The organism is Specibacter cremeus, assembly GCF_003946885.1.
Classification (GTDB): domain Bacteria; phylum Actinomycetota; class Actinomycetes; order Actinomycetales; family Micrococcaceae; genus Specibacter; species Specibacter cremeus.
Genome location: NZ_RWKQ01000016.1, coordinates 47,233 through 70,611, shown reverse-complemented (window position 1 = coordinate 70,611; position 23,379 = coordinate 47,233). Strand labels below are relative to the sequence as shown.

Annotated in this window: 16 protein-coding genes and 1 tRNA gene; 15 read left to right on the top strand and 2 right to left on the bottom strand. The window is 65.4% G+C overall.

Annotation, left to right across the window (positions count from 1 at the left end):
• Positions 1–73: 73 nt before the first annotated feature.
• Both EJC77_RS08170 and EJC77_RS08165 read right to left on the bottom strand, forming a co-directional pair.
• On the bottom strand, positions 74–1,744 hold the full coding sequence (locus EJC77_RS08170; RefSeq protein WP_125611441.1) for a DUF6297 family protein: 1,671 nt from the start codon (positions 1,742–1,744) through the stop codon (positions 74–76).
• Positions 1,744–2,484, bottom strand: coding sequence for an ABC transporter ATP-binding protein (locus tag EJC77_RS08165; protein ID WP_125611439.1), 741 nt, complete (start codon positions 2,482–2,484; stop codon positions 1,744–1,746). Before EJC77_RS08165 ends, EJC77_RS08170 begins: the two co-directional genes overlap by 1 nt.
• 155 nt (positions 2,485–2,639) lie before the next feature.
• Here EJC77_RS08165 and EJC77_RS08160 point away from each other — a divergent pair, with 155 nt between their 5' ends.
• From EJC77_RS08160 to EJC77_RS08090, 15 genes are all read left to right on the top strand, one after another.
• Positions 2,640–3,524: a ParA family protein gene (locus tag EJC77_RS08160; protein ID WP_125611438.1), complete on the top strand. Its 885-nt coding sequence runs from the start codon at positions 2,640–2,642 to the stop codon at positions 3,522–3,524.
• Positions 3,508–4,401, top strand: coding sequence for a segregation and condensation protein A (locus tag EJC77_RS08155; protein ID WP_125611436.1), 894 nt, complete (start codon positions 3,508–3,510; stop codon positions 4,399–4,401). The genes EJC77_RS08160 and EJC77_RS08155 overlap by 17 nt, the downstream gene beginning before the upstream one ends.
• Complete coding sequence (scpB, locus tag EJC77_RS08150) at positions 4,398–4,997, top strand: SMC-Scp complex subunit ScpB (protein ID WP_125611434.1); 600 nt, start codon at positions 4,398–4,400, stop codon at positions 4,995–4,997. Before EJC77_RS08155 ends, scpB begins: the two co-directional genes overlap by 4 nt.
• Before the next feature lie 36 nt (positions 4,998–5,033).
• Positions 5,034–6,158 carry a pseudouridine synthase gene (locus tag EJC77_RS08145; RefSeq protein ID WP_125611432.1) on the top strand — a complete coding sequence of 375 codons (1,125 nt, stop codon included), beginning with the start codon at positions 5,034–5,036 and terminating at the stop codon, positions 6,156–6,158.
• A 5-nt stretch (positions 6,159–6,163) separates the two neighbouring features.
• The gene (locus tag EJC77_RS08140) at positions 6,164–7,270 is read left to right on the top strand and encodes a prephenate dehydrogenase (RefSeq protein WP_125611430.1); all 1,107 of its coding nucleotides are present in this window, start codon (positions 6,164–6,166) and stop codon (positions 7,268–7,270) included.
• The gene (gene cmk / locus EJC77_RS08135; RefSeq protein ID WP_125611428.1) at positions 7,267–7,992 is read left to right on the top strand and encodes a (d)CMP kinase; all 726 of its coding nucleotides are present in this window, start codon (positions 7,267–7,269) and stop codon (positions 7,990–7,992) included. Before EJC77_RS08140 ends, cmk begins: the two co-directional genes overlap by 4 nt.
• A 2-nt stretch (positions 7,993–7,994) precedes the next feature.
• Complete coding sequence (locus EJC77_RS08130) at positions 7,995–8,666, top strand: lysophospholipid acyltransferase family protein (RefSeq protein WP_240629969.1); 672 nt, start codon at positions 7,995–7,997, stop codon at positions 8,664–8,666.
• A 20-nt stretch (positions 8,667–8,686) separates the two neighbouring features.
• Entirely contained in the window at positions 8,687–10,219 is a 1,533-nt protein-coding gene (gene der / locus EJC77_RS08125) for a ribosome biogenesis GTPase Der (protein ID WP_125611426.1), read from the top strand.
• Between the two features lie 151 nt (positions 10,220–10,370).
• Positions 10,371–10,447, top strand: a tRNA-Pro gene (locus EJC77_RS08120).
• A gap of 108 nt (positions 10,448–10,555) precedes the next feature.
• Positions 10,556–13,852, top strand: coding sequence for a helicase-related protein (locus EJC77_RS08115; protein ID WP_125611424.1), 3,297 nt, complete (start codon positions 10,556–10,558; stop codon positions 13,850–13,852).
• Positions 13,849–14,526, top strand: a complete 678-nt coding sequence (locus EJC77_RS08110; RefSeq protein WP_125611422.1) for a DUF4391 domain-containing protein — start codon at positions 13,849–13,851, stop codon at positions 14,524–14,526. The genes EJC77_RS08115 and EJC77_RS08110 overlap by 4 nt, the downstream gene beginning before the upstream one ends.
• 19 nt (positions 14,527–14,545) lie before the next feature.
• On the top strand, positions 14,546–16,222 hold the full coding sequence (locus tag EJC77_RS08105) for a site-specific DNA-methyltransferase (RefSeq protein ID WP_476712881.1): 1,677 nt from the start codon (positions 14,546–14,548) through the stop codon (positions 16,220–16,222).
• Between the two features lie 203 nt (positions 16,223–16,425).
• Complete coding sequence (locus EJC77_RS08100; RefSeq protein ID WP_125611420.1) at positions 16,426–18,285, top strand: site-specific DNA-methyltransferase; 1,860 nt, start codon at positions 16,426–16,428, stop codon at positions 18,283–18,285.
• 17 nt (positions 18,286–18,302) lie between these two features.
• Positions 18,303–19,934, top strand: a complete 1,632-nt coding sequence (locus EJC77_RS08095; protein ID WP_205786991.1) for an RNA-binding domain-containing protein — start codon at positions 18,303–18,305, stop codon at positions 19,932–19,934.
• Positions 19,935–20,080: 146 nt separating this feature from the next.
• Positions 20,081–23,164, top strand: coding sequence for a type III restriction-modification system endonuclease (locus EJC77_RS08090; RefSeq protein ID WP_125611416.1), 3,084 nt, complete (start codon positions 20,081–20,083; stop codon positions 23,162–23,164).
• Positions 23,165–23,379: the final 215 nt, after the last annotated feature.

The following is a 23,379-nucleotide window of genomic DNA, read 5'->3' as shown; positions in this document are numbered from 1 at the left end:
CCGCGGCCCGTATGTTGCGCAACTGCGCAAGTTGCGCGGCCTTGGCCCCGGTACGTTGCGCAGATCGGCCGGCTCAGCGCTTGGCGGGCGGCTGTTGCTGCGCCAGGGACGCCAGGAACCCCTCGCCCTGCTTCTTCCGGCGCCGCACCCGGGTGCCCCACGCGTACGCGAGCGTGGACAGCAGCAGCTGGATGGGGAACGCGATCAACGGGACGCCGCCGGCCACCAGGCAGATCAGCACGGGCAGCAGCGTGATCAGGGACAGGTCCGGGCCCACCAGGAACGACCGCACGGCACCGGTCGGCACCGGGCCGAGCGGGCTGGCGACGGCCGGCATTGTCCAGTCCGGCGACGGGCGGAACGCGGCCCGGATGGTTGCCCCGCCCAGCCCGGGACCCGCGCACACGGCCAGGATGACCAGCGGCCACGACGCCGCGCCCAGCGCATGCAGCAACAGGAAGCACACCAGCGCCCACAACGTCATCCCGCCCGCCGGCAGCACCCAGTGTGTACGCCGCACGGTCCGCTCGGGCAGCGGCATGAGCCGGTCCACGGCCGGGTTGCCGGCGGCGAACCGGGCCGTGCCGCCCAACGTCGTGGCGGCCAGGTGCCCGCACAGGTACAGCACGAAGGCGATCAGGATGGCGTTGCCCAGGTGCGCCACGGACGCCACGGACGCCGGGATGGCGGCCAGCACCAGCACCCGGGCCAGCTGGGCGGGCTGGCGCAACAGCATGGTGGCGTGCGTGCTGATGAGCGTCTTGATGCTGCGGGCCGTGGCGGTGCCGCGGCGGAACACGACCGGCAGCCGGACGCGGGAACGGCCCACCAGGTTGCCGCCGCCCAGCGACCGGGACAGCTCGGAGGCGTCCATGGACAGCAGCGACCCCTGCACGTAGGCGCCGGCCGCCGCGGCCGCGCGCAGCCGGCCCGTCGTGATCCGCTCCAGTGAGGCGTAGGCGCGCAGCAGCAGGGCCAGGGCGGCCGGCAGCACGACGAGCGGCCACAGCGACCCCTGCGCGACGAGCAGCGGCCAGCCCGTGGGCAGGTAGGCCAGCCAGTCCATCGACAGGCTGTGCCCGGCGCCGGCGTTGTCGTACAGGGCCGTGACCACGAGCGTCAGCGGCGCGACCAGGGTGAGCACGCCCGCCACGCCCTTGAGGAACCGCAGCGAGTTCGTGATCTGCGCCCACGCGGCCACACCGTACAACAGCAGCCCCACGCCGATGCCGCACAGCACGGCCAACGCGATGCGCCCCGGCTGCGGCGCGCCCGGCAGGCCCAGCGTGAGGGGGACGACGACGGCGATCGCCGCCGCCGTCGGCCACACCATCGAGAGCAGGAAGCCGGGCTGGATGAACCCGCGCCGGCGCACCGGCAGGCCCAGCCACCACGCCGTCTGCGGCACGCTCATGGTGATCGGGCCGACCGACATCTCGACGCTCAGCAGCGCCCCGGCCAGGGTCAGCAACACCGTGGCGGAGGCCTGCAGCAGGCTGACGGCGTGGAAGTCGGGGGACAGGACGGAGGACACGAAGCCGGACCCGTTGCCGATGCCCAGGCTGTTGCGCAGCCCGACGACGACGGCGCCGGACATGACGAGCAGCACGACCGCGCCGAGCACGTACGTGTACCCCTCGGAGATGAGCTCCATGAGCCCGCCCTCGGACCGGCTCAGCCCGGCCCGGAACGTGTACTGGCGGATTTCCCTGGCGCTGAAGCGCTCCTGCGTGCGTGCGCTCATCAGTTCGCGTGCGGGTTCTCGGTGGAGATGGCCACGGCGGCCTGGGCCGGGGTCATGGTCCTGACCTCGTCGGCGATGAACAGGGCCCGGGTGGCCACGGTCTGCAGGAACGCGGGGTCGTGCGTGACCACGAGCAGGGCCAGCCCGGCGTCGACCTCGGCCCTCAGCCGCTCGGCGAGCGCCGTGCGCATGGCGGTGTCGAGGCGTTGTTCGGGTTCGTCGAGCACCAGCAACGTCCGGGGCCGGACGAACGCCGCGGCCAGCAGGAGCCGGCGGCGCTGGCCGGAGGACAGGCTGTACGGGCGGGCGTCGCGCAGCGCGCCCAGGCCGAAGAACGCCAGCTCCCGGTCGATGACCTCCTCCACCTCGCCGCTGCCGTGGCCGGCGGCCACGATGGCCAGGTGCTCGGCGACGGTCAGGGCGGGGAAGAACGCGTCGTCGTCGAACACCACCGCCACGTCGCGGCGGAACTCGATGTCCCGGTCGTCGACGGGCGCCCCGTTGACCTCCGTGCTGCCGTGCACGGGCTCCAACTGGCCGACGACGGTCTTGGCGACGGTCGACTTGCCGGCGCCGTTCGGCCCGACGAGGGCCAGCGCGTCGCCGGCCCGGACGGTGAAGCTGACGACGCCGCACACGGCCTTGTCGCCGTAGCCGGCCTGGAGCTTGTCGGCGCGCACCACACTGGGTCGGGCCGGGGCGGTCGGGGACTTGGTGGAGGGGGTGCGGGACTTGGTCATGGTAGCTGCAGTATAAGCGCGCCGGCCCAACATTCAGGCTCCACTTGAGGGTCAAGGCTCGTATTTCAGTGCGCCGGAAATGTCGCCGGGCGGGTCCGGATTGCCGGTAACCTTGGTGTGATGACACGTGATTTGGCGAAAGTGTGGACTGATAGGTGAGCAACGAGCAGAGTTCAACGACTCTTGCAGTGGATGACGTCGTGGTGGGCCCCACCGGGCGGCCGCTGACCGAGTTCCCCGAGCCGCCGGTCCTCGCCTCCCACGGCCCGGCACGCGTCATCGCCATGGTGAACCAGAAGGGCGGGGTCGGGAAGACGACGTCGACCATCAACCTGGGTGCCGCGCTCGCCGAGGTCGGTCGCCGCGTGCTGCTGGTCGACTTCGACCCGCAGGGCGCCCTGTCCGCCGGGCTGGGCACGAACCCGCATGAGCTGGACGTGACCGTCTACAACGTGCTCATGGACCGCAAGGTCGACATCCGGGACGCCATCCGGCAGACGGACATCGAGAACGTCGACATCCTGCCGGCCAACATCGACCTGTCCGCCGCCGAGGTCCAGCTCGTCAACGAGGTGGCCCGGGAGCAGGTGCTCGACCGCGCGTTGAAGAAGGTGGAGGACGAGTACGACGTCGTCCTCATCGATTGCCAACCGTCGCTGGGGCTCCTGACGGTGAACGCGCTCACCGCCGCCCACGGCGTCATCATCCCGCTGATCTGCGAGTTCTTCGCGCTGCGTGCGGTGGCGTTGCTGATCGAGACGATCGACAAGGTCCAGGACCGGCTGAACCCGCGCCTGCAGGTCGACGGCGTGCTGGCCACCATGTTCGACGCCCGTACGCTGCACAGCCGCGAGGTGCTGGCCCGCCTGGTCGAGGCGTTCGACGACAAGGTGTTCGAGACCGTCATCAAGCGCACCATCAAGTTCGCCGATGCGACCGTGGCCGCGGAGCCGATCACGCAGTACGCGGGCAACCACCAGGGCGCCGACGCGTACCGCCGCCTGGCCAAGGAACTGATCGCCCGTGGCGGAGCGCCCTAGCAAGCCCGGCTTCGAGGTCCGGCTGGACAATTTCACCGGCCCGTTCGACCTGTTGCTGGGGCTCATCTCCAAGCACGAGCTGGACATCACTGAGGTGGCGCTGGCCACCGTGACGGACGAGTTCATCGCCTACATCCGCGGCCTGCGGGAACTCGGCCAGGAATGGGCGCTGGACGAGGCCAGCGAGTTCCTGGTGCTGGCCGCCACGCTGCTGGACCTGAAGGCGGCCCGGCTGCTGCCGGCCGGCGAGGTCGAGGACGATGAGGACCTGGCCCTGCTGGAGGCCCGCGACCTGCTGTTCGCCCGGCTGCTGCAGTACAAGGCGTTCAAGGAGGTCGCGTCCCTCCTGGAGGAGCGGCTCGAGTCCGAGGCCCGGCGCTTCCCCCGCATGGTGGGGCTCGAACCGCGGTTCGCCGCCCTGTTGCCCGAACTCGTGTGGCGGCACACGCCCGCCCAGTTCGCCGCCCTGGCCGGGGCCGCGCTGGCACCCAGGGAGCCGAAGCCGACCGAGGTGGGGCTGGCCCACCTGCATGTGGCACCCGTGAGCGTGCGCGAACAGGCGGCCATCATGTCCGCCATGCTGGCCGGCGGGGCGACGCTCTCCTTCCGGGCGCTGTGCGCGGGCGCGGCGTCGCCGGTGGTCGTGATCGCCCGGTTCCTGGCCCTGTTGGAAATGTTCCGTGACGCGGTCATATCCTTTGAGCAGGCCAGCCCGCTCGGCGAGTTGATGGTGCGGTGGAGCGCGGCCGGGCAGTGGGACAGCAGCACCATGGCCAGCGACTACGAGGACCAGGACGCAGTGACACAAGAAGCCATGACACGAGAAGCAGTGACACAAGATACCGTGACGCGGGAGGCAGTGGGGGTGGGCGCATGAGCGAGCGGCAACCGCCCGATGACCCTCCCGGTGGCGCGCACGCCGCCCTGGAGGCGGTGCTCATGGTCACGGACGAGCCCGTCACGGAGGCCCAGTTGGCCGCGGCCACCGGCCTGGCCGTGTCCGATGTCCACCGGGTGCTGGCCGAACTGGCCGCCGAATATGACGGCTATACTAGGGACGGTATGCCCGCGCCCGTGCGCGGGTTCGAACTGCGGTTCGTCGCCGGCGGCTGGCGGATGTACTCGCGGGCGGCGCACGCCGGGATCGTGTCGCGGTTCGTGATGGACGGGCAGACGGCCCGGCTCACCCAGGCCGCGTTGGAGACGCTTGCGGTGATCGCCTACCGGCAGCCCGTGTCCCGGGCCAGGGTTTCGGCGATCCGCGGCGTGAACGTCGACTCGGTGGTGCGCACCTTGGCGCAGCGCGGGCTGGTGGAGGAGGCGGGCACCGATCCGGTGTCGGGGGCCTTCCTGTACCGGACCACGGGTTATTTCCTGGAGCGGCTGGGAATGGACTCGCTCGAGGACTTGCCACAGCTTTCCCCGCACCTGCCCGGGTTGGAGAACCTGGGCGACTACACCGCACATTATTGAGCAGCACGCCAGTTTTCACAGACGTAAGGACAAGCCATGACACCCACGCCCCGATCCGGCGGCAGCGCCGGCCAGCACCAGCCGCGGGGCGGCAAGCCGCGCGCCGGCGGAGCGCGCCCCGTCACGGGCGCCTCCGGGTTCGGCAAGGGCCACGCGGGCGGCGGAAAAGCCACGGAAAGGGGAGTCGGCCAGGGAAGCGGCCAGGGGACCGCCAAGGGCACCGGATACCCCAAGGGCAAGGGCACCGGCAAGGCCCCGGGCACCAGTACGTACGCGAAGAAGCGCCAGCGCGACGCGGCCAAGATCCGGCCCAACGCCCGCGCGTTCGGCAATGAGCGCTTCGGGCAGAACCTGGGCCCGGTGAAGAACCGCGCCGTGGAGGCCAACCGCCAGGCGGAGCGCACCACGGACGAGGTGGACCTGTACAACCCGGGCGGCGTGCGCCTGCAGAAGGTGCTGGCCGGGGCCGGGGTGGCGTCCCGGCGCGTCTGTGAGGACCTGATCCTCGAGGGCCGCGTGCAGGTGGACGGTGTCACGGTCACCGAGCTGGGCCTGCGCGTCGACCCGGAGACGGCCGTCATCTCGGTCGACGGCATGACCGTCCAGCTCAACGAGTCCCTGATCTACATGGTGTTCAACAAGCCGCGCGGCGTCGTCTCCACCATGAACGATCCGGAGGGGCGCCCGTGCATCTCCGATTTCCTGAAGAAGAGGTACCACAAGGAGCGCCTGTTCCATGTGGGCCGGTTGGATGCCAACACGGAGGGCCTGCTGCTGTTGACGAACGACGGCGAGCTCGCCAACCGCTTGACGCACCCCAAATACGAGGTGCCCAAGACGTATGTGGTGCAGGTGCGCGGGCCGATGGCGCACGGCGTGGGCCAGCAGCTGAAGGACGGCGTGGAGCTAGAGGACGGCTGGTCCCGGGTGGACTCGTTCCGGCTCGTGGACTCCACACCGGGCCACGTGCTCGTCGAGGTGGTGCTGCACTCGGGCAAGAACCGGATCGTGCGCCGCATGTTCAGCGCCGTCGGCTACCCGGTGGAGCGGCTCGTGCGGATCAAGTTCGGCCCGATCAGCATCGGCGACCAACGCCAGGGCAGCATGCGCCTGCTCGGCCGGCAGGAGATCGGACACCTGCTCGCCGCCGTGGGAATGTAGGGCCCATGGTGAACCCGTCACACCTGTCCGGCCCGGTCCTGGTGCTCGGCTCCGGCCTGCTCGGCGCGAGCATCGGCCTGGGCCTGCGGCACAACGGCGTCGACGTCGTCGTCTCCGACCCGTCCCCGTCCGCGCAGGCCGTGGCCGTGGACATCGGCGCCGGCCGTCCGCTGGACCCGGCCGAGGCGCTGGAACCGGAACTCGTCGTCGTCGCCGCACCACCGGACGTGAGCGCCCGCGTCGTGGCGGACGCGCTGCGAACGTACCCCGCCGCCGTCGTGGTTGACATTGCCAGCGTCAAGCTGGCCGTGCTCACCGAACTGCAGCAGCTGGTGGGGGAGGACAGCCCGCTGCTGGAACGGTACGTGGGCACCCACCCGATGGCGGGGCGGGAGAAGTCCGGGCCGGTCGCGGCGCGCGGCGAGCTGTTCATGTCCATGCCGTGGGTCGTGTGCCCGGGGGAGGCGAGCCGGCCGCATGCGGTCAAGGTGGCGCATTCGCTGGCCATCGACCTGGGTGCCGTGATCTTCCGGATGAGCCCGGACGAGCACGACGCCGCCGTGGCGCTCGTTTCGCACCTGCCGCAGGTGATGTCCTCGCTGGTGGCCAGCAGGCTGCAGGACACCCCGGCCGGTGCGTTGTCGCTGGCCGGCAACGGGCTGCGCGACGTGACCCGCATCGCGGCCAGCGACCCGACCCTGTGGGTGCAGATCCTGGGCGCGAACGCGGACAAGCTGCTGGGCATCGTGGAGGGCGTGCGCGCCGACCTGGACCGCCTGATCGCCACGCTCAGCGCGCCCACCGCGCCCGGCGCCCGGCTGGACCTGGCCCAGCTGATGGCCGAGGGCAACGCCGGCGTCTCCCGCATCCCGGGCAAGCACGGCGGCCCGGCGCAGCAGTACGCGTGGCTGACCGTGCTGGTCGACGACCGCCCCGGGCAGATCGCGAAGCTGCTCACGGAGATCGGGCAGATCGGCGTGAACGTGGAGGACCTGCGGCTGGACCATTCGGCCGGCCGGCAGGTGGGCATGGTGGAGTTGTCGGTGCTGCCCACGCGGCGCGTGGCGCTGGTGGAGGAATTGACGGACCGCGGCTGGAAGGTCATCTTGTGAGCACCCATTTCCCGGTCCTGCGGCCGGGCAAGCCGCTGGTCGTGGCGATCGACGGCCCGTCCGGATCCGGCAAATCCAGCGTGAGCCGCGAGGTGGCCCGGCGGCTGGGCCTGGCGTACCTGGACACGGGGGCCATGTACCGGGCCGTGACATGGCATTGCGTGAACGGCCGGATCAACCTGCGCGACGCCGTGTACGTCGAGGGCGCCGCCCGGTCCATCCACCTGGAGCAGAGCGTGGACCCGGACCATGAGGAGGTCCGGGTGAACGGCATCAACGTCACCGCCGCGATCCGCGAGCCCGTGATTTCCGAGCGCGTCAGCGCCGTCGCCACGACCATGGGGGCCCGGGCCGAGCTGATCCGCCGGCAGCGGGCCGTGATCAGCGAGCACCGGCACCGGATCGTGGTGGAGGGCCGGGACATCACCACGGTGGTGGCGCCCGACGCCGAGGTGCGGCTGCTGCTGACCGCCAGCGAGGAGGCGCGGCTGCGCCGCCGCGGCCTGCAGCTGGGCGGCACCCAGACGAAGGAGCAGCTGGCCACGCAGGTGCTGGCCCGCGACGCGAAGGACGCCACGGTGGTGAACTTCCAGCAGGCCGCCGACGGCGTGTTCACGGTGGATTCGTCCGAGCTGGATTTCGAGGCGACCGTGCGGGCCGTGCTCGAGGTGGTGTACACGGCGGTGCACGAGCACCCTGCTGTCGAGGCGGCGGACGCGTGAGCGTGGAACTGCGCCAGTCCTCCGGCCAGCAGCACTGGAAGACGTGGTGGAGCCGGCCGGTGGGACGTGTTCTTGACCACGTCATCTACAACACCCGGGTGCAGGGCCGGGCCAACATCCCGGCGTCCGGGCCGGTGATCTTCGCCGCCAACCACCTCTCCTACCTGGACGGGCCGGTCCTGGTGGGCGCGGCGCCGCGCTACATGCACGTGATGGTCCGGCATGACATGTTCAAGGGGTTCCTGGGCTGGCTGCTGGACGCCTCCGGGCAGATCCCGGTGGACCGCAGCGGCGACCGGCAGGCGCTGCAGGCCGCCAAGGCCGTGCTGGAGCGCGGCGACTGCATCGGCATCCTGCCGGAGGGCACCCGGGGAACCGGCGACGCCGCGTCCATGAACGGCGGGGTGGCGTGGCTGGCGCTCAACTCGGGCGCTGCCGTCGTGCCCGTCGCCATCCTGGGCACCCGGCAACCGGGCGAGCACAAGGACATCATCCCGCGCCCGCGCCGCCGGCTCGACGTCGTGTTCGGTGCGCCGTTCAGGATCGAGCGCGAGCCGGGCGTGTCGGGCCGTGTTTCAATGGACAGGGCAACCGAGCAGATCCGGGTGCGGCTGGCCACCCACATCGCCGCCGCCGGCGCGGCCACCGGCCAACAGCTGCCTGCCGACGACTGACTACCGATTAAGGACACACCATGAGCGACTTTCCCGCGAACGCCGCCGAGGACGAGTACACGCCCACCGGGACGGACAAGGTCGCCGAACACCTGGCCGCGATGGACGACGCCGAGGCCGAGGAGCGCGCCGCCGCGCTGCTGGCGGGGCTGGCCGACTATGAGCTGGACGAGGCGGACGCCGCGCTGCTGGCGGGGGAGTACGACGACGGCACGGGCGAGGGTGCGCTGCGCCAGGACCCGGTGCTGGCCATCGTGGGGCGGCCGAACGTGGGCAAGTCGACGCTGGTGAACCGCATCCTGGGCCGGCGCGAGGCCGTGGTGGAGGACACCCCGGGGGTGACCCGGGACCGGGTGACCTACCCGGCCGAGTGGAACGGGCGCAACTTCACGCTGGTGGACACCGGCGGCTGGGAGCATGACGCGCGCGGCATCCACGCCCGCGTGGCCGACCAGGCCGAGGTGGCCGTGGAGATGGCCGACGCCGTGCTGCTGGTGGTCGACGCGACCGTGGGCATCACGGCGACGGACGAGGCCGTGGTGCGGATGCTGCGCCGGGTGAAGAAGCCGATCATCCTGGTGGGCAACAAGGTGGACAACGAGGCGCAGGAGGCCGACGCGCACGAGCTGTGGGGGCTGGGCCTGGGCGAGCCGTACCCGGTGTCGTCCGTGCACGGGCGCGGCGTGGCGGACCTGCTGGACAAGGTCGTGGAGGTGCTGCCGGAGTTCTCCGCCGTGGCCGGCGTGGAGCGCACGGGCGGGCCGCGGCGGGTGGCGCTGATCGGCCGGCCGAACGTGGGCAAGTCCTCGCTGCTGAACAAGCTGGCCGGCAGCGAGCGGGTGGTGGTGGACCCGATGGCGGGGACCACGCGGGACCCGGTGGACGAGTTCATCGAGTTGGGCGGGCGCACGTGGCGGTTCGTGGACACGGCGGGCATCCGGCGCCGCCAGCACATGGCGCAGGGCGCGGACTTCTACGCGTCGCTGCGCACGCAGGCCGCGCTGGAGAAGGCGGAGGTGGCCGTGGTGCTGCTGGCCGTGGACGAGGTTCTCTCGGAGCAGGATGTGCGGATCCTGCAGCTGGCCATCGACTCGGGCCGGGCCATGGTGCTGGCGTTCAACAAGTGGGACCTGCTGGACGATGAGCGCCGCCGCTACCTGGAGCGGGAGATCGACCAGGACCTGGCGCACGTGGCGTGGGCGCCGCGGGTGAACATGTCCGCCAAGACGGGCTGGCACAAGGATCGCCTGGTGCCGGCGCTGGATCTGGCGTTGGAGAACTGGGACAAGCGCATCCCCACGGGCCGGCTGAATGCGTTCCTGGGCGAGCTGGTGGCCGCGCACCCGCACCCGGTGCGCGGCGGCAAGCAGCCGCGCATCCTGTTCGGCACGCAGGCCTCCAGCCGGCCGCCGAAGTTCGTGCTGTTCACCACCGGGTTCCTGGACCCCGGCTACCGGCGCTTCATCACGCGGCGGCTGCGTGAGACGTTCGGGTTCGAAGGCACGCCCATCGACGTGAGCATGCGAGTGAGGGAGAAGCGCGGCAAGAAGTAGTCCGGTGGTCGAGCCCGTCGAGACCCGGTGATTGAGCCTGTCGAAATCGCCACCCCAACCACTGCTTGAGCCTGTCGAGACCGTGGTCATCCCCCCTCGATTTATACGGTAAGCTCTTACAGGTGGTTCGGCCGGGAACGGTACGGGCCAGCGGGCTGTAGCGCAGCTTGGTAGCGCACTTGACTGGGGGTCAAGGGGTCGCAGGTTCAAATCCTGTCAGCCCGACCAATAATGAAGCCCCGGCGAGGCATTGTCTTGCCGGGGCTTTGCTGTCATCTGGATAACGTAGCGGAGAATATACGTGCGCTCGGTCGTGGGCGGTAAGGGGGCGCTGACATGAGGATCATTGACAACGTCAGTGACCTCCTCGGAGATGACCTCAAGGCCGAGATCACGCCAGGCTCGAAGGTACGCATCGCCGCATCGACGTTCTCCATCTTTACGTTCGAGGCGCTGCGCAAGGAGCTCGAGCAAGTCTCCGAGCTGGAGTTCATCTTCACCTCGCCCTCGTTCGTGACCGAGAAGGTGACGGACAAGCTCCGCAAGGAGCGCCGCGAGTTCTTCATCCCGGTCGGGCATGCGGAATCGAGCTTGTATGGCAGTGAATTTGAGATCCGGTTACGCAACAAGCTCACCCAGCGCGTCATCGCGAAGGAGTGTGCCGACTGGGTACGGCGCAAGGTGACGTTCCGCTCAAACGCCACGGGCAACCCGATGCAGCAGTTCGCCGTGATCGACGACAAGACCGCCTACACTCAGCTTCAAGGCTTCACCACCGCAGACCTCGGCTACGAGCGCGGCAACGCGGTATCGAGCTTCGTGAACCGGCTCGACGAAGCGCCCATGACCGAGCAGTACATACAGCTGTTCGACCAGATTTGGAGCAACCCAGACCAACTCCGTGACGTCACGCAGGCCGTCTACGACCACATCGCTAGCGTCTATGCCGAGAACTCGCCGGCACGCATCTACTTCCTGATCCTGTACAACCTGTTCGCCGAGTTCCTCGACGACATCAACGAGGACGTGCTGCCGAACGACCGCACCGGCTACCAGGAGACCAAGGTCTGGCAGAGCCTGTACAACTTCCAACGTGACGCCGCGACGGGCATCATCAATAAGCTGGAGACCTACAACGGCTGCATCCTGGCCGACTCGGTCGGTTTGGGTAAGACCTTCACCGCGCTTGCGGTGATCAAGTACTACGAGCTGCGCAACAAGTCGGTGCTGGTGCTGTGCCCGAAGAAGCTCGCCGAGAACTGGACGAACTACAACGCCAACCTCACGACCAACATCTTCGCTTCCGACCGGTTCAACTACGACGTCCTAGCACACACCGACCTGTCCCGCACGAAGGGCGAATCCCTTGGGCTGCGGCTGGATCGGATCAACTGGGGCAACTACGACCTCGTCGTGATCGACGAGTCGCACAACTTCCGCAACGCCGACTACGCCGAGGAGAAGGAGTCGCGTTACCAGCGCCTCATGCGGCAGGTCATCCGCGAGGGCGTGAAAACCAGGGTGCTGATGCTCTCGGCCACTCCCGTGAACAACCGGTTCAATGACCTGAAGAACCAGCTCCAGCTCGCCTACGAGGGCGAGTCGGAGAATCTCGCCCAGCACCTCAACCTGTCCACGACGGTCGAGAAGGTTTTCTCCGACGCGCAGCGGGTGTTCAACGAGTGGTCCAAGCTCGACCCCGAGCAGCGCACGACCGACCGCATCCTCCAGATGCTCGATTTCGACTTCTTCGAGTTGCTCGACTCGGTCACCATCGCCCGCTCGCGTAAGCACATCCAGGCCTTCTACGACACCACTGAGATCGGCGCCTTCCCGGAACGACGGGCACCGCTGTCGATCCGCGAACCCCTCACCGATCTGCCTGACGCGCCGGGGTTCAACGACATCTTCGAGCAGCTCCAGGCCCTCACCCTCGCGGTCTACACGCCGCTGGCGTACGTGTTCCCCAGCAGACTCTCCAAATACGAGGACCTCTACAACGTCACGGCGGGCAGCGCCCGCTCCAACCTCGGCCAGGCCGGGCGTGAGCAGGGCCTGAGGAAGCTCATGACTGTGAACCTCCTCAAGCGGCTGGAGAGTTCTGTCGACGCGTTCCGGCTGACGCTGACCAAGATCGAGGAGTCCGTAGACCGGACCCTGCGGCGGCTCGACTCCCACGCGGGCTCCCTCAGTGACCCGACCACGGCTCTGGCCGGGCTCGACTTCGATATGGACGACGAGGACGACGCGAACATCGAGGCGCTCTCATACGGAGAGAAGATCAAGATCGACCTCGACGACCTCGACATCGAGTCCTGGCAGCGCGACCTGTGGAACGACCGCGAGACCCTGCGTGAGCTGCTCGACGAGATGCGCAGAGTCACCCCCGCCCACGATGTGAAGCTCCAGAAGCTCAAGCAGCTCATCGCCGACAAAGCCGCGCACCCGATCAACCCGGGCAACCGCAAGGTGTTGGTGTTCTCTGCCTTCGCCAATACCGCGGATTACCTCTACCGCGAACTCGCCCCCACCCTCACGGATGCTGGGTTGGAAACCGCCGTCATCACCGGCGGGAGCCACGGCGCGAAGACCACCTTGGGCACCGGGCTCGACTTCCAGCAGGTCTTGTCCCTGTTCTCACCACGTTCGAAGCAGCGACATCTCACCATGCCACGTGAGACCCGCGAGCTGGACGTGCTCATCGGCACCGATGTGATCAGTGAGGGCCAGAACCTCCAGGATTGCGACTACCTGATCAACTACGACATCCACTGGAACCCGGTGCGGATCATCCAGCGGTTCGGCCGCATCGACCGCATCGGCTCCACCAATGGCCAGATTCAGCTGGTCAACTTTTGGCCCGACATCTCCCTCGACGAGTACATCAACCTCAAAGAGCGTGTCGAGAACCGCATGGTCATCGCCGACGTCGCGGGCACGGCCGACGACAACGTGCTCACCCTCGAAGACTCCGACGCCGCGTTCCGCAAGGAACAGCTCCGCAAGCTCCAGGACGAGATCATCGAACTTGAAGACGTCCGCACCGGCGTCTCCATCACCGACCTGGGTCTCAACGACTTCCGGATGGACCTGCTCGGTTACATCAAGGAGAACGGCGACCTCGCGACCGCACCCAAAGGTCTCCACGCTGTCATCCCCGCCGACCTGGGTAACGGGCTGAAGCCGGGGGTGATCTTCGCGTTGCGGAACGTGAATGCCGGCGAGAGCATCAATCGCGGCAACCGTCTCCACCCGGACTACCTCGTCTACCTGGACGGCGACGGCAACGTCATCGCCGACCACACCGAAGCCAAGCACCTGCTCGACCTCATCCGTGTTGGCTGCCGGCCCTACGACGAGCCCGTCGCCGACGTCGTGCATGCCTTCAACGCCGCGACGCGCGAGGGAGCGGACATGGGCAAGTACTCGAATCTGCTCACCGATGCGATCCACTCAATGATCGACGTCACCGAGGAACGCGACATCGACAGCCTCTTCACCGGCGGCCACACGACCGCCCTCACCCAAGCCATTGCAGGCCTCGACGACTTCGAGCTGATCGCCTTCATCGCCGTCGTAGATCCGGCCGCCTCGATGGTTGGGCCTGTCGAAACCCGAGGCGATGCCACATGACGGCCCTGCTCTACGGGTGGCCCGCCGCCGCGAAGTTCGGCAGTCGCGTGCCGAAGGATAAGTTCTACGAGCACGGCACCGTCACCACGGCCGTACGGGAGAAGTTCGTCTCCGAGGTTCAGCGCATCACCTGGGCGTACAAGCTTGCTGAGTCTACAATCAACCTGCCGGGCACTGAAGCAGTGCCCGAGGTGCAGGTTTTCCAGATTGATGCCAAGGGCGCGGACGTGTCCGAGGCAGTGTTGGCTGCGATTGACAAGGCCATCCCGTTCCCGATAATTTTCGAGATCACCCGCCCGGTCGCCGCGCTTGGCAGCGGCCACGGTGTCATCCGGATGACTGCCGCCCACAAGCATGCGGGTACCGGTGCCCCCAAGCTCAGCAGCTACTTCACGACCGACTGGCTCCCCGCGGACCAAGAGCGCCTCAGCCTGCCGACCGCGATCACGCTTCCCGCTCTGTACGCCTCACTCTTGGAACCGTTGACGAAGGTGCAGGTCCGGCCGGGTGAAGACGTTTCAGAGGTGGCTGCCAGACTGAAGACCATCGGCGCGCTCGAACGAGACATCGAAGCCCTGAAGCGCAAGCTCAGAAGCGAGAAGCAGTTCAACTTCAAGGTCGAGCTGCGCCGGGAACTCAAGGCCAGACAAGCTCAACTGGAACAGCAAAGGTAAGACCGTGGAGAAACTGCGCATGACGTCGCCAGACCTGACCGCCGCCAATATCGACAAACTGGCCGAACTGTTCCCCGCCATCGTCACCGAAACGCTCGACGCCGACGGCAACGTCACGCGGGCCTTTGACTTCGACATGCTCCGCCAGGAACTCTCCGACCACGTCGTCGAGGGACCTCAAGAGCGCTACCAACTCGACTGGCCCGGCAAGCGCGCCGCCGCCTTTGCCGCCAATGCACCCATCGCCAAGACGCTCCGCCCCGTCCGCGAGGAGTCGGTCGACTTCGACACCACTAAGAACCTCTTCATCGAAGGCGACAACCTCGACGCCCTCAAGCTGCTCCAAGAGTCCTACCTCGGCAAGGTCAAGCTGATCTACATCGACCCGCCCTACAACACCGGTGGGGACTTTATCTACGACGACGACTTCGCCGAGTCTGTTGACGACTTTCTCGCCCACACCGGCCAGAGCGATGAGACCGGCACCCGCCTGGTAGCCAACAGCGACAGCAGCGGCCGCTACCACTCCGACTGGCTGAGCATGATGTACCCGCGCCTCAAGCTGGCCCGGAACCTCCTCAAGGACGACGGCGCCATCTTCATTTCAATCGACGACCACGAGATCGACAACCTCCGCAAACTCTGTGACGAGGTCTTCGGCGCACAGAACTTTGTCGCCCAGATCATCTGGCAGAAGGTGTTCTCACCGAAGAACTCTGCCCAGTGGTTCTCCGAAGATCACGACTACATCGTGTGCTACGCCCGTGACAAGCAACGGTGGACCCCCAACCCGCTGCCACGCACCGCGGAGATGGACGCACGCTACAAGAACCCGGACAATGACCCGCGCGGTCCATGGACATCTTCTGACCTGGCAGCACGAAACTTTTATGCGGCGGGAACATACCCGATTACAACGCCATCCGGCAGGGTCATTGACGGACCACCGCGCGGTCGATATTGGGGCACTTCGGAAGACAATTTCAAAGCATTGGATGCTGACGGGCGAATTTGGTGGGGTGCTGAGAGGGACAACATGCCACGCCTCAAGCGATTTCTCGCGGAGATGACGGGCGGCCGAACTCCGCAGACATTTTGGCCGTACTCGGAGGTCGGGCATACCCAGGACGCCAAGAAGACGCTGCTGAAGTTCGTGCCGTTCGAGCACACCGAGAACGTCCTCAACTCGGTCAAGCCGGTGCAGCTGATTCAGCGGATCCTTCACCTTGCAACTGACCCCACAGCCGGCGACATCGTCCTCGACTTCTTCTCCGGAAGTGGCACCACGGCCCACGCCGTCCTCATACAAAACGCAATGGACGGCGGCAACCGGCGCTTCATTGCCGTTCAGGTGCACGAACCGCTTCGCACACCCGAGCCGGAGTTTGACTCGATCCTGGGTATGAGCACGATGCGTTTGCGCAACGTTGCCGCCGAGATCGCCCAGCAAGTCGACGTCACCGGCAGCCGCGACCTCGGCTATCGCATGACCAAGGTCGCCGCCACCAACATGGCGGACGTCCTTCGCGCCCCGGAACAGACGGATCAGCTCAACATCGATGCCCTGAAGTCGAGCGTCAAGCCCGACCGTTCCGGTGAGGACCTGCTGTTCCAGGTTCTGCTTGATTCCGGCCTCGAACTGACCATGCCGATCATGCGCGAGGAGCGCGACGNGAGAGAGAGAGAGAGAGAGTAGAGAGAGAGCTGCCGCGCGGTCTCGTCACCGAGCTTGCCGGCCGGCAGCCGCTGCGCATGGTCTTCCTCGACGAGGAGTTCTCTGATGATGCGGCGCGCATCAATACGGAGCAGATCTTCCGTGAACTCTCCCCGCATACGGAGGTCAAGTCGCTGTGATGGCACGCGGGCTGTCGCTCGCGCACTGGTCGGGGCTGGTGCGTGATGGAGAAGCGTACCCTGCACTCACCCGACCTCACGGCCCGCAACATCGAGAAGATCGCCGAGCTCTTCCCGAGCGTGATCACCGAGTCCCGCGACTCGAAGGGCAACGTGACTACTGCAGTTGACTTTGACCTGCTCCGTCAGGAGCTGAGCGACCACATCGTTGAGGGCCCGCAGGAACGGTACCAGCTCGACTGGCCAGGCAAGCGTGCCGCCGCGTTTGCTGCAAATGCGCCGATCGCCAAGACTCTCCGACCCGTGCGGGCGGAGTCGGTCGACTTCGACACGACCAAGAACTTGTTCATTGAGGGTGACAACCTAGATGCGCTGAAGCTGCTGCAGGAGTCGTACTTGGGCAAGGTCAAGCTGATCTATATTGACCCGCCCTACAATACCGGTGGGGACTTTATTTACGACGACGACTTTGCAGAGTCCGTTGATGACTTTCTCGCCCGCTCCTGCCAGAGTGATGAGACCGGCACTCGCCTTGTGGCCAACAGCGACAGCAACGGCCGCTACCACTCCGACTGGCTAAGCATGATGTATCCGAGGTTGAGACTGGCGCGGAATCTTCTATCTGACGACGGTCTGATCGCTATTTCGATTGACGACCATGAGATCGGAGCGCTCAGGCAGTTGGCAGATCAGGTCTTTGGAACGTCCAACTTCATCGCCACTGTGATTTGGCACAAGATGGACAGTCCAAAGAACTCGGCCCGACACTTGAGTGAGGATCACGAATATCTCCTCCTTTTTGCAAGGAATGCGGATATTTGGCGGCCTAATCTTTTGCCACGCACGGGCGACATGGTCGCGCGCTACAAGAACCTTGATGATGACCCACGCGGGCCTTGGCTACTTGGAGACATGGCGGCACGGAATCCGTACGATCAGGGGCAATACTCCATCACGACGCCTTCCGGCCGTGTTATCGAGGGGCCGCCACCGGGAAGCTATTGGCGGATCAGTAAGTCTAGGTTCGATCAGCTCGATGCGGATGACCGTATTTGGTGGGGTGACGGTTCTGTGCGTCCAGGAATTAAACGATTTCTGTCTGAGGTTCGGGATGGGGTCATCCCCCAGACCTATTGGCACTGGAAAGAAGTCGGAAGCACTCGAAACTCGAAGCAGGAGCTTCATAAACTAATGGGTGCCTCCAGCGGCGAGAACCTGTTTGTCACTCCGAAACCCGTACGCTTGATCTCACGTCTACTGCAAATTGCCACGGACTCCGACTCAGTCGTGCTCGATTTCTTCGCCGGTTCGGGAACTACGGCGGACGCCGTCCTTCGTGCGAATGCTGCTGACCGTGGTACTCGTTCGTTCATCGAAGTGCAGGTCGCTGAAGACATGCCCGATGGAGGGCAGTACTCGACTGTGGCCGACCTTGCACGGAAGAGAATCCAGAAGGTCTGTAACGAAGTCCTGGAGTCAGGGACTGTGTCGGGAGATCTCGGCTTCAGGGCATTTCAAGTGGACAGCACCAGTATGACTGATGTTCTGCGACCTACTGATGGCGTCGACCAAGACCTGCTGGGTGCGCTTGAAGCCAGTATAAAATCAGACCGATCTGGCGAGGACTTGCTGTTCCAGTTGCTGCTCGACTGGGGCCTGGAACTGACACTGCCGATGGTGCGTGAAGATATTGATGGCTGTGAGGTGTTCGCGGTCGATGATGACGCGCTGATCGCATGCTTCGCCGAGTCGGTGAGTTCCGACGTCGTGCGTGCCATCGCAGCCCGGCGTCCGTTGCGTGCGGTGTTCCGTGACGACGCCTTTGCCTCGGACGCCGCACGTATCAACGCGGAGCAGATTTTCAAGGAACTTTCACCCACAGGCACGGAGGTACGCACGATCTGATGAGTGACGCGGATCTGTTGGAACTGCTCGACTCTCTCCTCGCCGCCGGCGAGAGCGAGGTGGTCGAGTTCAAGCGTGCGGGCGGCAACTATGACACCGACAAGATCGGTGAGTATTTCTCCGCCCTCGCGAACGAGGCGAATCTGCGCGGCGTCGACGCAGCGTGGTTGGTGTTCGGCGTCGACGACAAGACCCGCAAGGTCGTCGGCACCGCCTACCGGGAGGACCCCGCACGCCTTGACAGCCTGAAGCTTCAGATCAGCCAGAACACCGACCCGAGCGTCTCCTTCCGCCAGATCCACGTGCTCAGCCATGCCGGCGGGCGCGTGGTTCTCTTTGAGATTCCGCCCGCCCCGCGCGGCTTCCCCATTGCATGGAAGGGCGACTACCGGGCCCGGGCGGGGGAGAGCCTGACACCCCTGGGGCTTGCCAAGCAAGACGAAATCCGCAACCAGGCCATCGCCACCGACTGGACCGCCGAACCAGTCCCCGGCGCCACGCTGGAACACTTGGACCCTGCGGCCCTGGCGCGGGCCCGGCAAGGGTTTGCGGAACGGAACCCGAGGCTGGCAGAACAGATCGTCGGCTGGGACGATGCCACGTTACTGGCCAAGGCCCGGCTCACCCTCGACGGGCACATCACCCGCGCCGCGCTGCTGCTCCTCGGACGTGACATCTCGGCACACCTGCTCAGCCCCCACATGGCGGAACTGACGTGGAAACTCATCGGTGAAGAATCGGCGTACGAACACTTCACAACGCCGTTCCTGCTGACCGCAACCAAACTGGTTCAGCGGATTCGGAACGTGCAGATCCGCTTCAACCCGCCCAATGAGCTGATTTACCGCGAGATCGAGAAGTACAACGAATCCAGTCTGCACGAGGCGCTCTACAACTGCATCGCGCACCAAGACTACCGGCAGAACTCCAGGGTCATCGTCACCGAACGCGTCGACCGGGTCGAGTTCATCAGCGTCGGAGAGTTCTACGACCAAACCCCGGACGCCTACATGCTCAGCGAGAGGGTGCCACGCCGATACCGCAACCCGTTCCTCGTCGCCGCCATGACCGAGCTGAACCTCATTGACCACATGGGCAACGGCATCCATCGCATCGTCGACCAGCAGCGCAAGCGCTTCCTCCCACTACCTGACTACGACCTGGGCGCACCCGGTGAGGTCAAGCTGACGGTCTTCGGCGCCGCGATTGACGAGGCGTACTCCAAACTTCTCATGGCTCGTGAAGACCTGCCCTTGGAAGACGTGCTCGTGCTGGACCGCGTGCAGAAGCACCTGCCCATCAGTACCGAGGCCGCGGCCCGCTTGCGGAAGGCGAAGCTCATTGAAGGCCGCAAGCCGCACTTGCGAGTTGCCGCCGCTGTCGCAGACGCCGCTGGGACCCGCGCGGAGTACATCCGCACCCGTGGCCAAGATGACGCGTTCTACATCAAGCAGGTCCGCGACTATCTAGAGAAGTTCGGATCAGCGAGCCGTGCCGACATTGACGGTCTGTTGCTGTCCCAGCTGAGCGCGGCCCTGGATGACGGGCAGAAGCGCAACAAGGTCGGAAACCTGCTGGGCAAGATGCGCGATGCGGGAACGATCCACAACGATGGCACCCGCGCCCGGCCGAGATGGGTGCTCTCGTAAATGCCCACCCAAACCCCGCAGCTATCCAAGGATCTACGAAAGACATCCCAATTCGCCAGGCGCGTCCCCGCCTGTCAGCACGGTCTCCACGGTCTTCGTGCGCACAATGGATCCAGCGACTACTACGAAAGAAAGCACAGCGTCGGATGAAGCTTCAGTTCAAGGTTCAGCAGTACCAGACCGAGGCCGTTGACGCCGTCGTCGAGGTCTTCGCCGGCCAACCCAAGCGCGACGGCATCTCGTACCGGATCGACCCCGGTGCGGTGACGCCGTCGTCCGCGCCCGCGTTGTTCGAAACGGACTCGGGCCTGGCCAACGCCCCCATCGAACTCAAACGCGCACAGTTGCTGGAGAACGTCCACCGGGTGCAGGCCTCGCGTAACCTGCCCAAGTCGAGTGCCTTGACGGACTCGAAGGCGGCACTGGGGGCGCCGAACCTTGACGTGGAAATGGAGACCGGTACGGGTAAGACGTACGTCTACATCAAGACGCTCATGGAACTGCAGAGGCGGTACGGATGGTCCAAGTTCATCATCGTCGTGCCGTCGGTTGCGATCCGTGAGGGTGTGAAGAAGACCTTCGACATGACTGCGGACCATTTCCAGTCCATCTACGGCACCAAGCCTCGCTCGTTCATCTACAACTCATCCCAATTGCATGAGCTGGAGCGGTTCAGTTCCGACGGCGGGGTGCAGGTGATGATCATCAACATCCAGGCATTCAACGCCACCGGCAAGGACCAGCGCCGCATCTACGACGTGCTCGACGACTTCCAGTCACGACGCCCGATCGACGTGATCAAGGCCAACCGGCCGATCGTCGTCATTGACGAACCCCAGAAGATCGGCGCAGACAACTCCTTGAAGGCTCTGGCGGAGTTCAACGCTCTCATGGTGCTGCGCTACTCGGCCACCCACAAGGTCGCGCACACCAAGGTCCACCGCCTTGACGCACTGGATGCGTACAACGCCAAGCTGGTAAAGAAGATTGCAGTGCGCGGCATCACCGTCAAGGGGCTGGCGGGTTCCACCGCCTACCTGTACCTTGACGAGATCCTGCTGAAGAAGGGCGCGGCGCCCACCGCCCGGATCGAGCTGGAAGTGCAGACCAAGGGCGGCCCAATCAAGCGGCAGACCCGAATCGTGACGAAGCGCTCCAACCTCCACGACCTGAGCAACGGCATTGAGGCATATAAACCGGAGGGCCAGCCGCTGTTCATCACCAACATCGACGCCAACCAGGACATCATCGAATTGTCCAGCGGCGATATCGTCACCGCCGGGCAGCTCGCCGATCGGGACGCAACCGAGGAATCGAAGCGACGCATCCAGATCCGTGAGGTGGTTCGTGCCCACATCGCGAAGGAACGCGAACTGTTTGCGCAGGACATCAAGGTGCTGTCCTTGTTCTTCATCGACGAGGTGGTGAAGTACCGCGACTACGACCGCGAGGACACGCTCGGTGACTATGCGCGCATGTTTGAGGAGGAGTACGCGGCCATCTGTGCAGAGGTCCTTGGTGAGTTGGAACTCGACGAGGGTACAGCGGCATACATGAGGTATCTCCAGCGCGACGAGGTCAACGCGGTCCATGAGGGCTACTTTTCAATTGACAAGAAGTCGAAGCGGCAGATCGACGGCAAGGTCTCGGGCCGGGGTGACGACAAGGGACAGTCCACGGACATCGACGCCTACGACCTGATCCTCAAGGACAAGGAACGCCTGTTGTCGTTTGCGGAGCCGGTGCGGTTCATCTTCTCCCACTCTGCGTTGCGCGAGGGCTGGGACAACCCCAACGTGTTCGTCATGGGGATGTTGAAGAAGAGTGACAATACGGTCTCCCGCCGTCAGGAGATCGGCCGTGGCCTGCGGCTCGCCGTCGACCAGCATGGAGAGCGGATGGACAACCCCATCACCGTCCACGAAATCAACGAACTGACCGTCGTGACAGACGAGTCCTACACCGACTTCGTCGGCGGCCTGCAGAAAGAGATCGCGGAATCGCTGTCCTCGCGCCCGCGCAAGGCCTCCGTCGACTACTTCGTGGGCAAGACAATCAAGACCCCGGATGGCGAGTCGACGTTGGAGAAGGATGTCGCCAATGCCCTGTACATGTACTTGATCAAGAACGACTACATCAACGAGGACCAGACGGTCTCCGAGGTTTACAAGGATGCCAAGGAGAACGGCACGTTCGCAGCCTCCACCTCAGAGATCCTGAGCCCAGTCATGGACTACATATGGCCGCTGGTCGACGCGCTGTACCTCGACGTCTCGATGATCGGGGGCGATGACCGGGCCATGAAGAGAATCCCGTTGAACGAGAAAAACTTCGCCAAGGCCGAGTTCAAGGAACTGTGGGGTCGGATCAACCACAAGGCCGTCTACCAGGTCGAGTTCGACTCGAATGAGCTGATCGACAAGGCGCTCAAGGCGCTCGATAAACAGCTGAACGTCACCGGCCTGTCGTACGTGATCGAGCACGGCAAGCAGATCGGCGAGTTGGAGGCCGCGCAGCTCGCGAGTGGGCAGGCATTCCGCTTGGACGGGCACAAGCGCGAGACCGAACAGATTACTGCGAACTCGTCGGTGAAGTACGACCTATTGGGTGAGATCACCGAGAAGACGCAGCTGACCAGGCGTACCGCGGCAGCGATCCTTCGTGGCGTGCGGCCGGATACCTTCGCGAAGTTCAGGCTGAACCCGGAGCAGTTCATCAGCGAGACCGCCCGGCTGATCAACGAGGAGAAGGCAACTGTCATCGTCGAACACTTGACATATGACGCGCTGGAAGATCGATTCGACACGAAGATTTTCACGGAGAACCAGTCGACGCAGGATTTTCGCAAGGCGGGTGAGAAGCTCACGAAGCATGTCTATGACTACGTCGTGACCGATTCGAAGGTGGAGCGCGAGTTCGTTACCAAGCTCGATACCAGCAAGGAGGTCGCCGTGTATGCGAAGCTCCCGCGTGGGTTCTTCATCCCGACCCCGGTCGGTGATTACAACCCCGACTGGGCGATCGCGTTCAACGAGGGGTCGGTCAAGCACGTCTACTTTGTTGCCGAGACCAAGGGCACCATGTCGAGTCTGGAACTCAAGGGCATCGAGGACGCCAAGATCGAGTGCGCCACCCGGTTCTTCGAGACCCTCACGAAGAAGCACCAGGGCGAGGTCGTCTACAAGCAGGTCGACGGCTTCGACCGTCTCATGGAACTCGTCGGGAAGTGACCGCCATGGCGTACGATCGGCGGGCAGAAGCTGCGGCTGTTCTCGAAACCGAGACCAGCCGACTGGGAGACACCTTCCGCGGTGATCGCGATGATTAAAACAACCCTGTCACGATCAAGGCCTTGATGGACGGCACGATTCCTGCCGGGCCTACGTTGGCGCTGCAATCTGCGCGTCGTCTGCAGACTCTGTTGAAGCGAACAGACCTTTCGCCG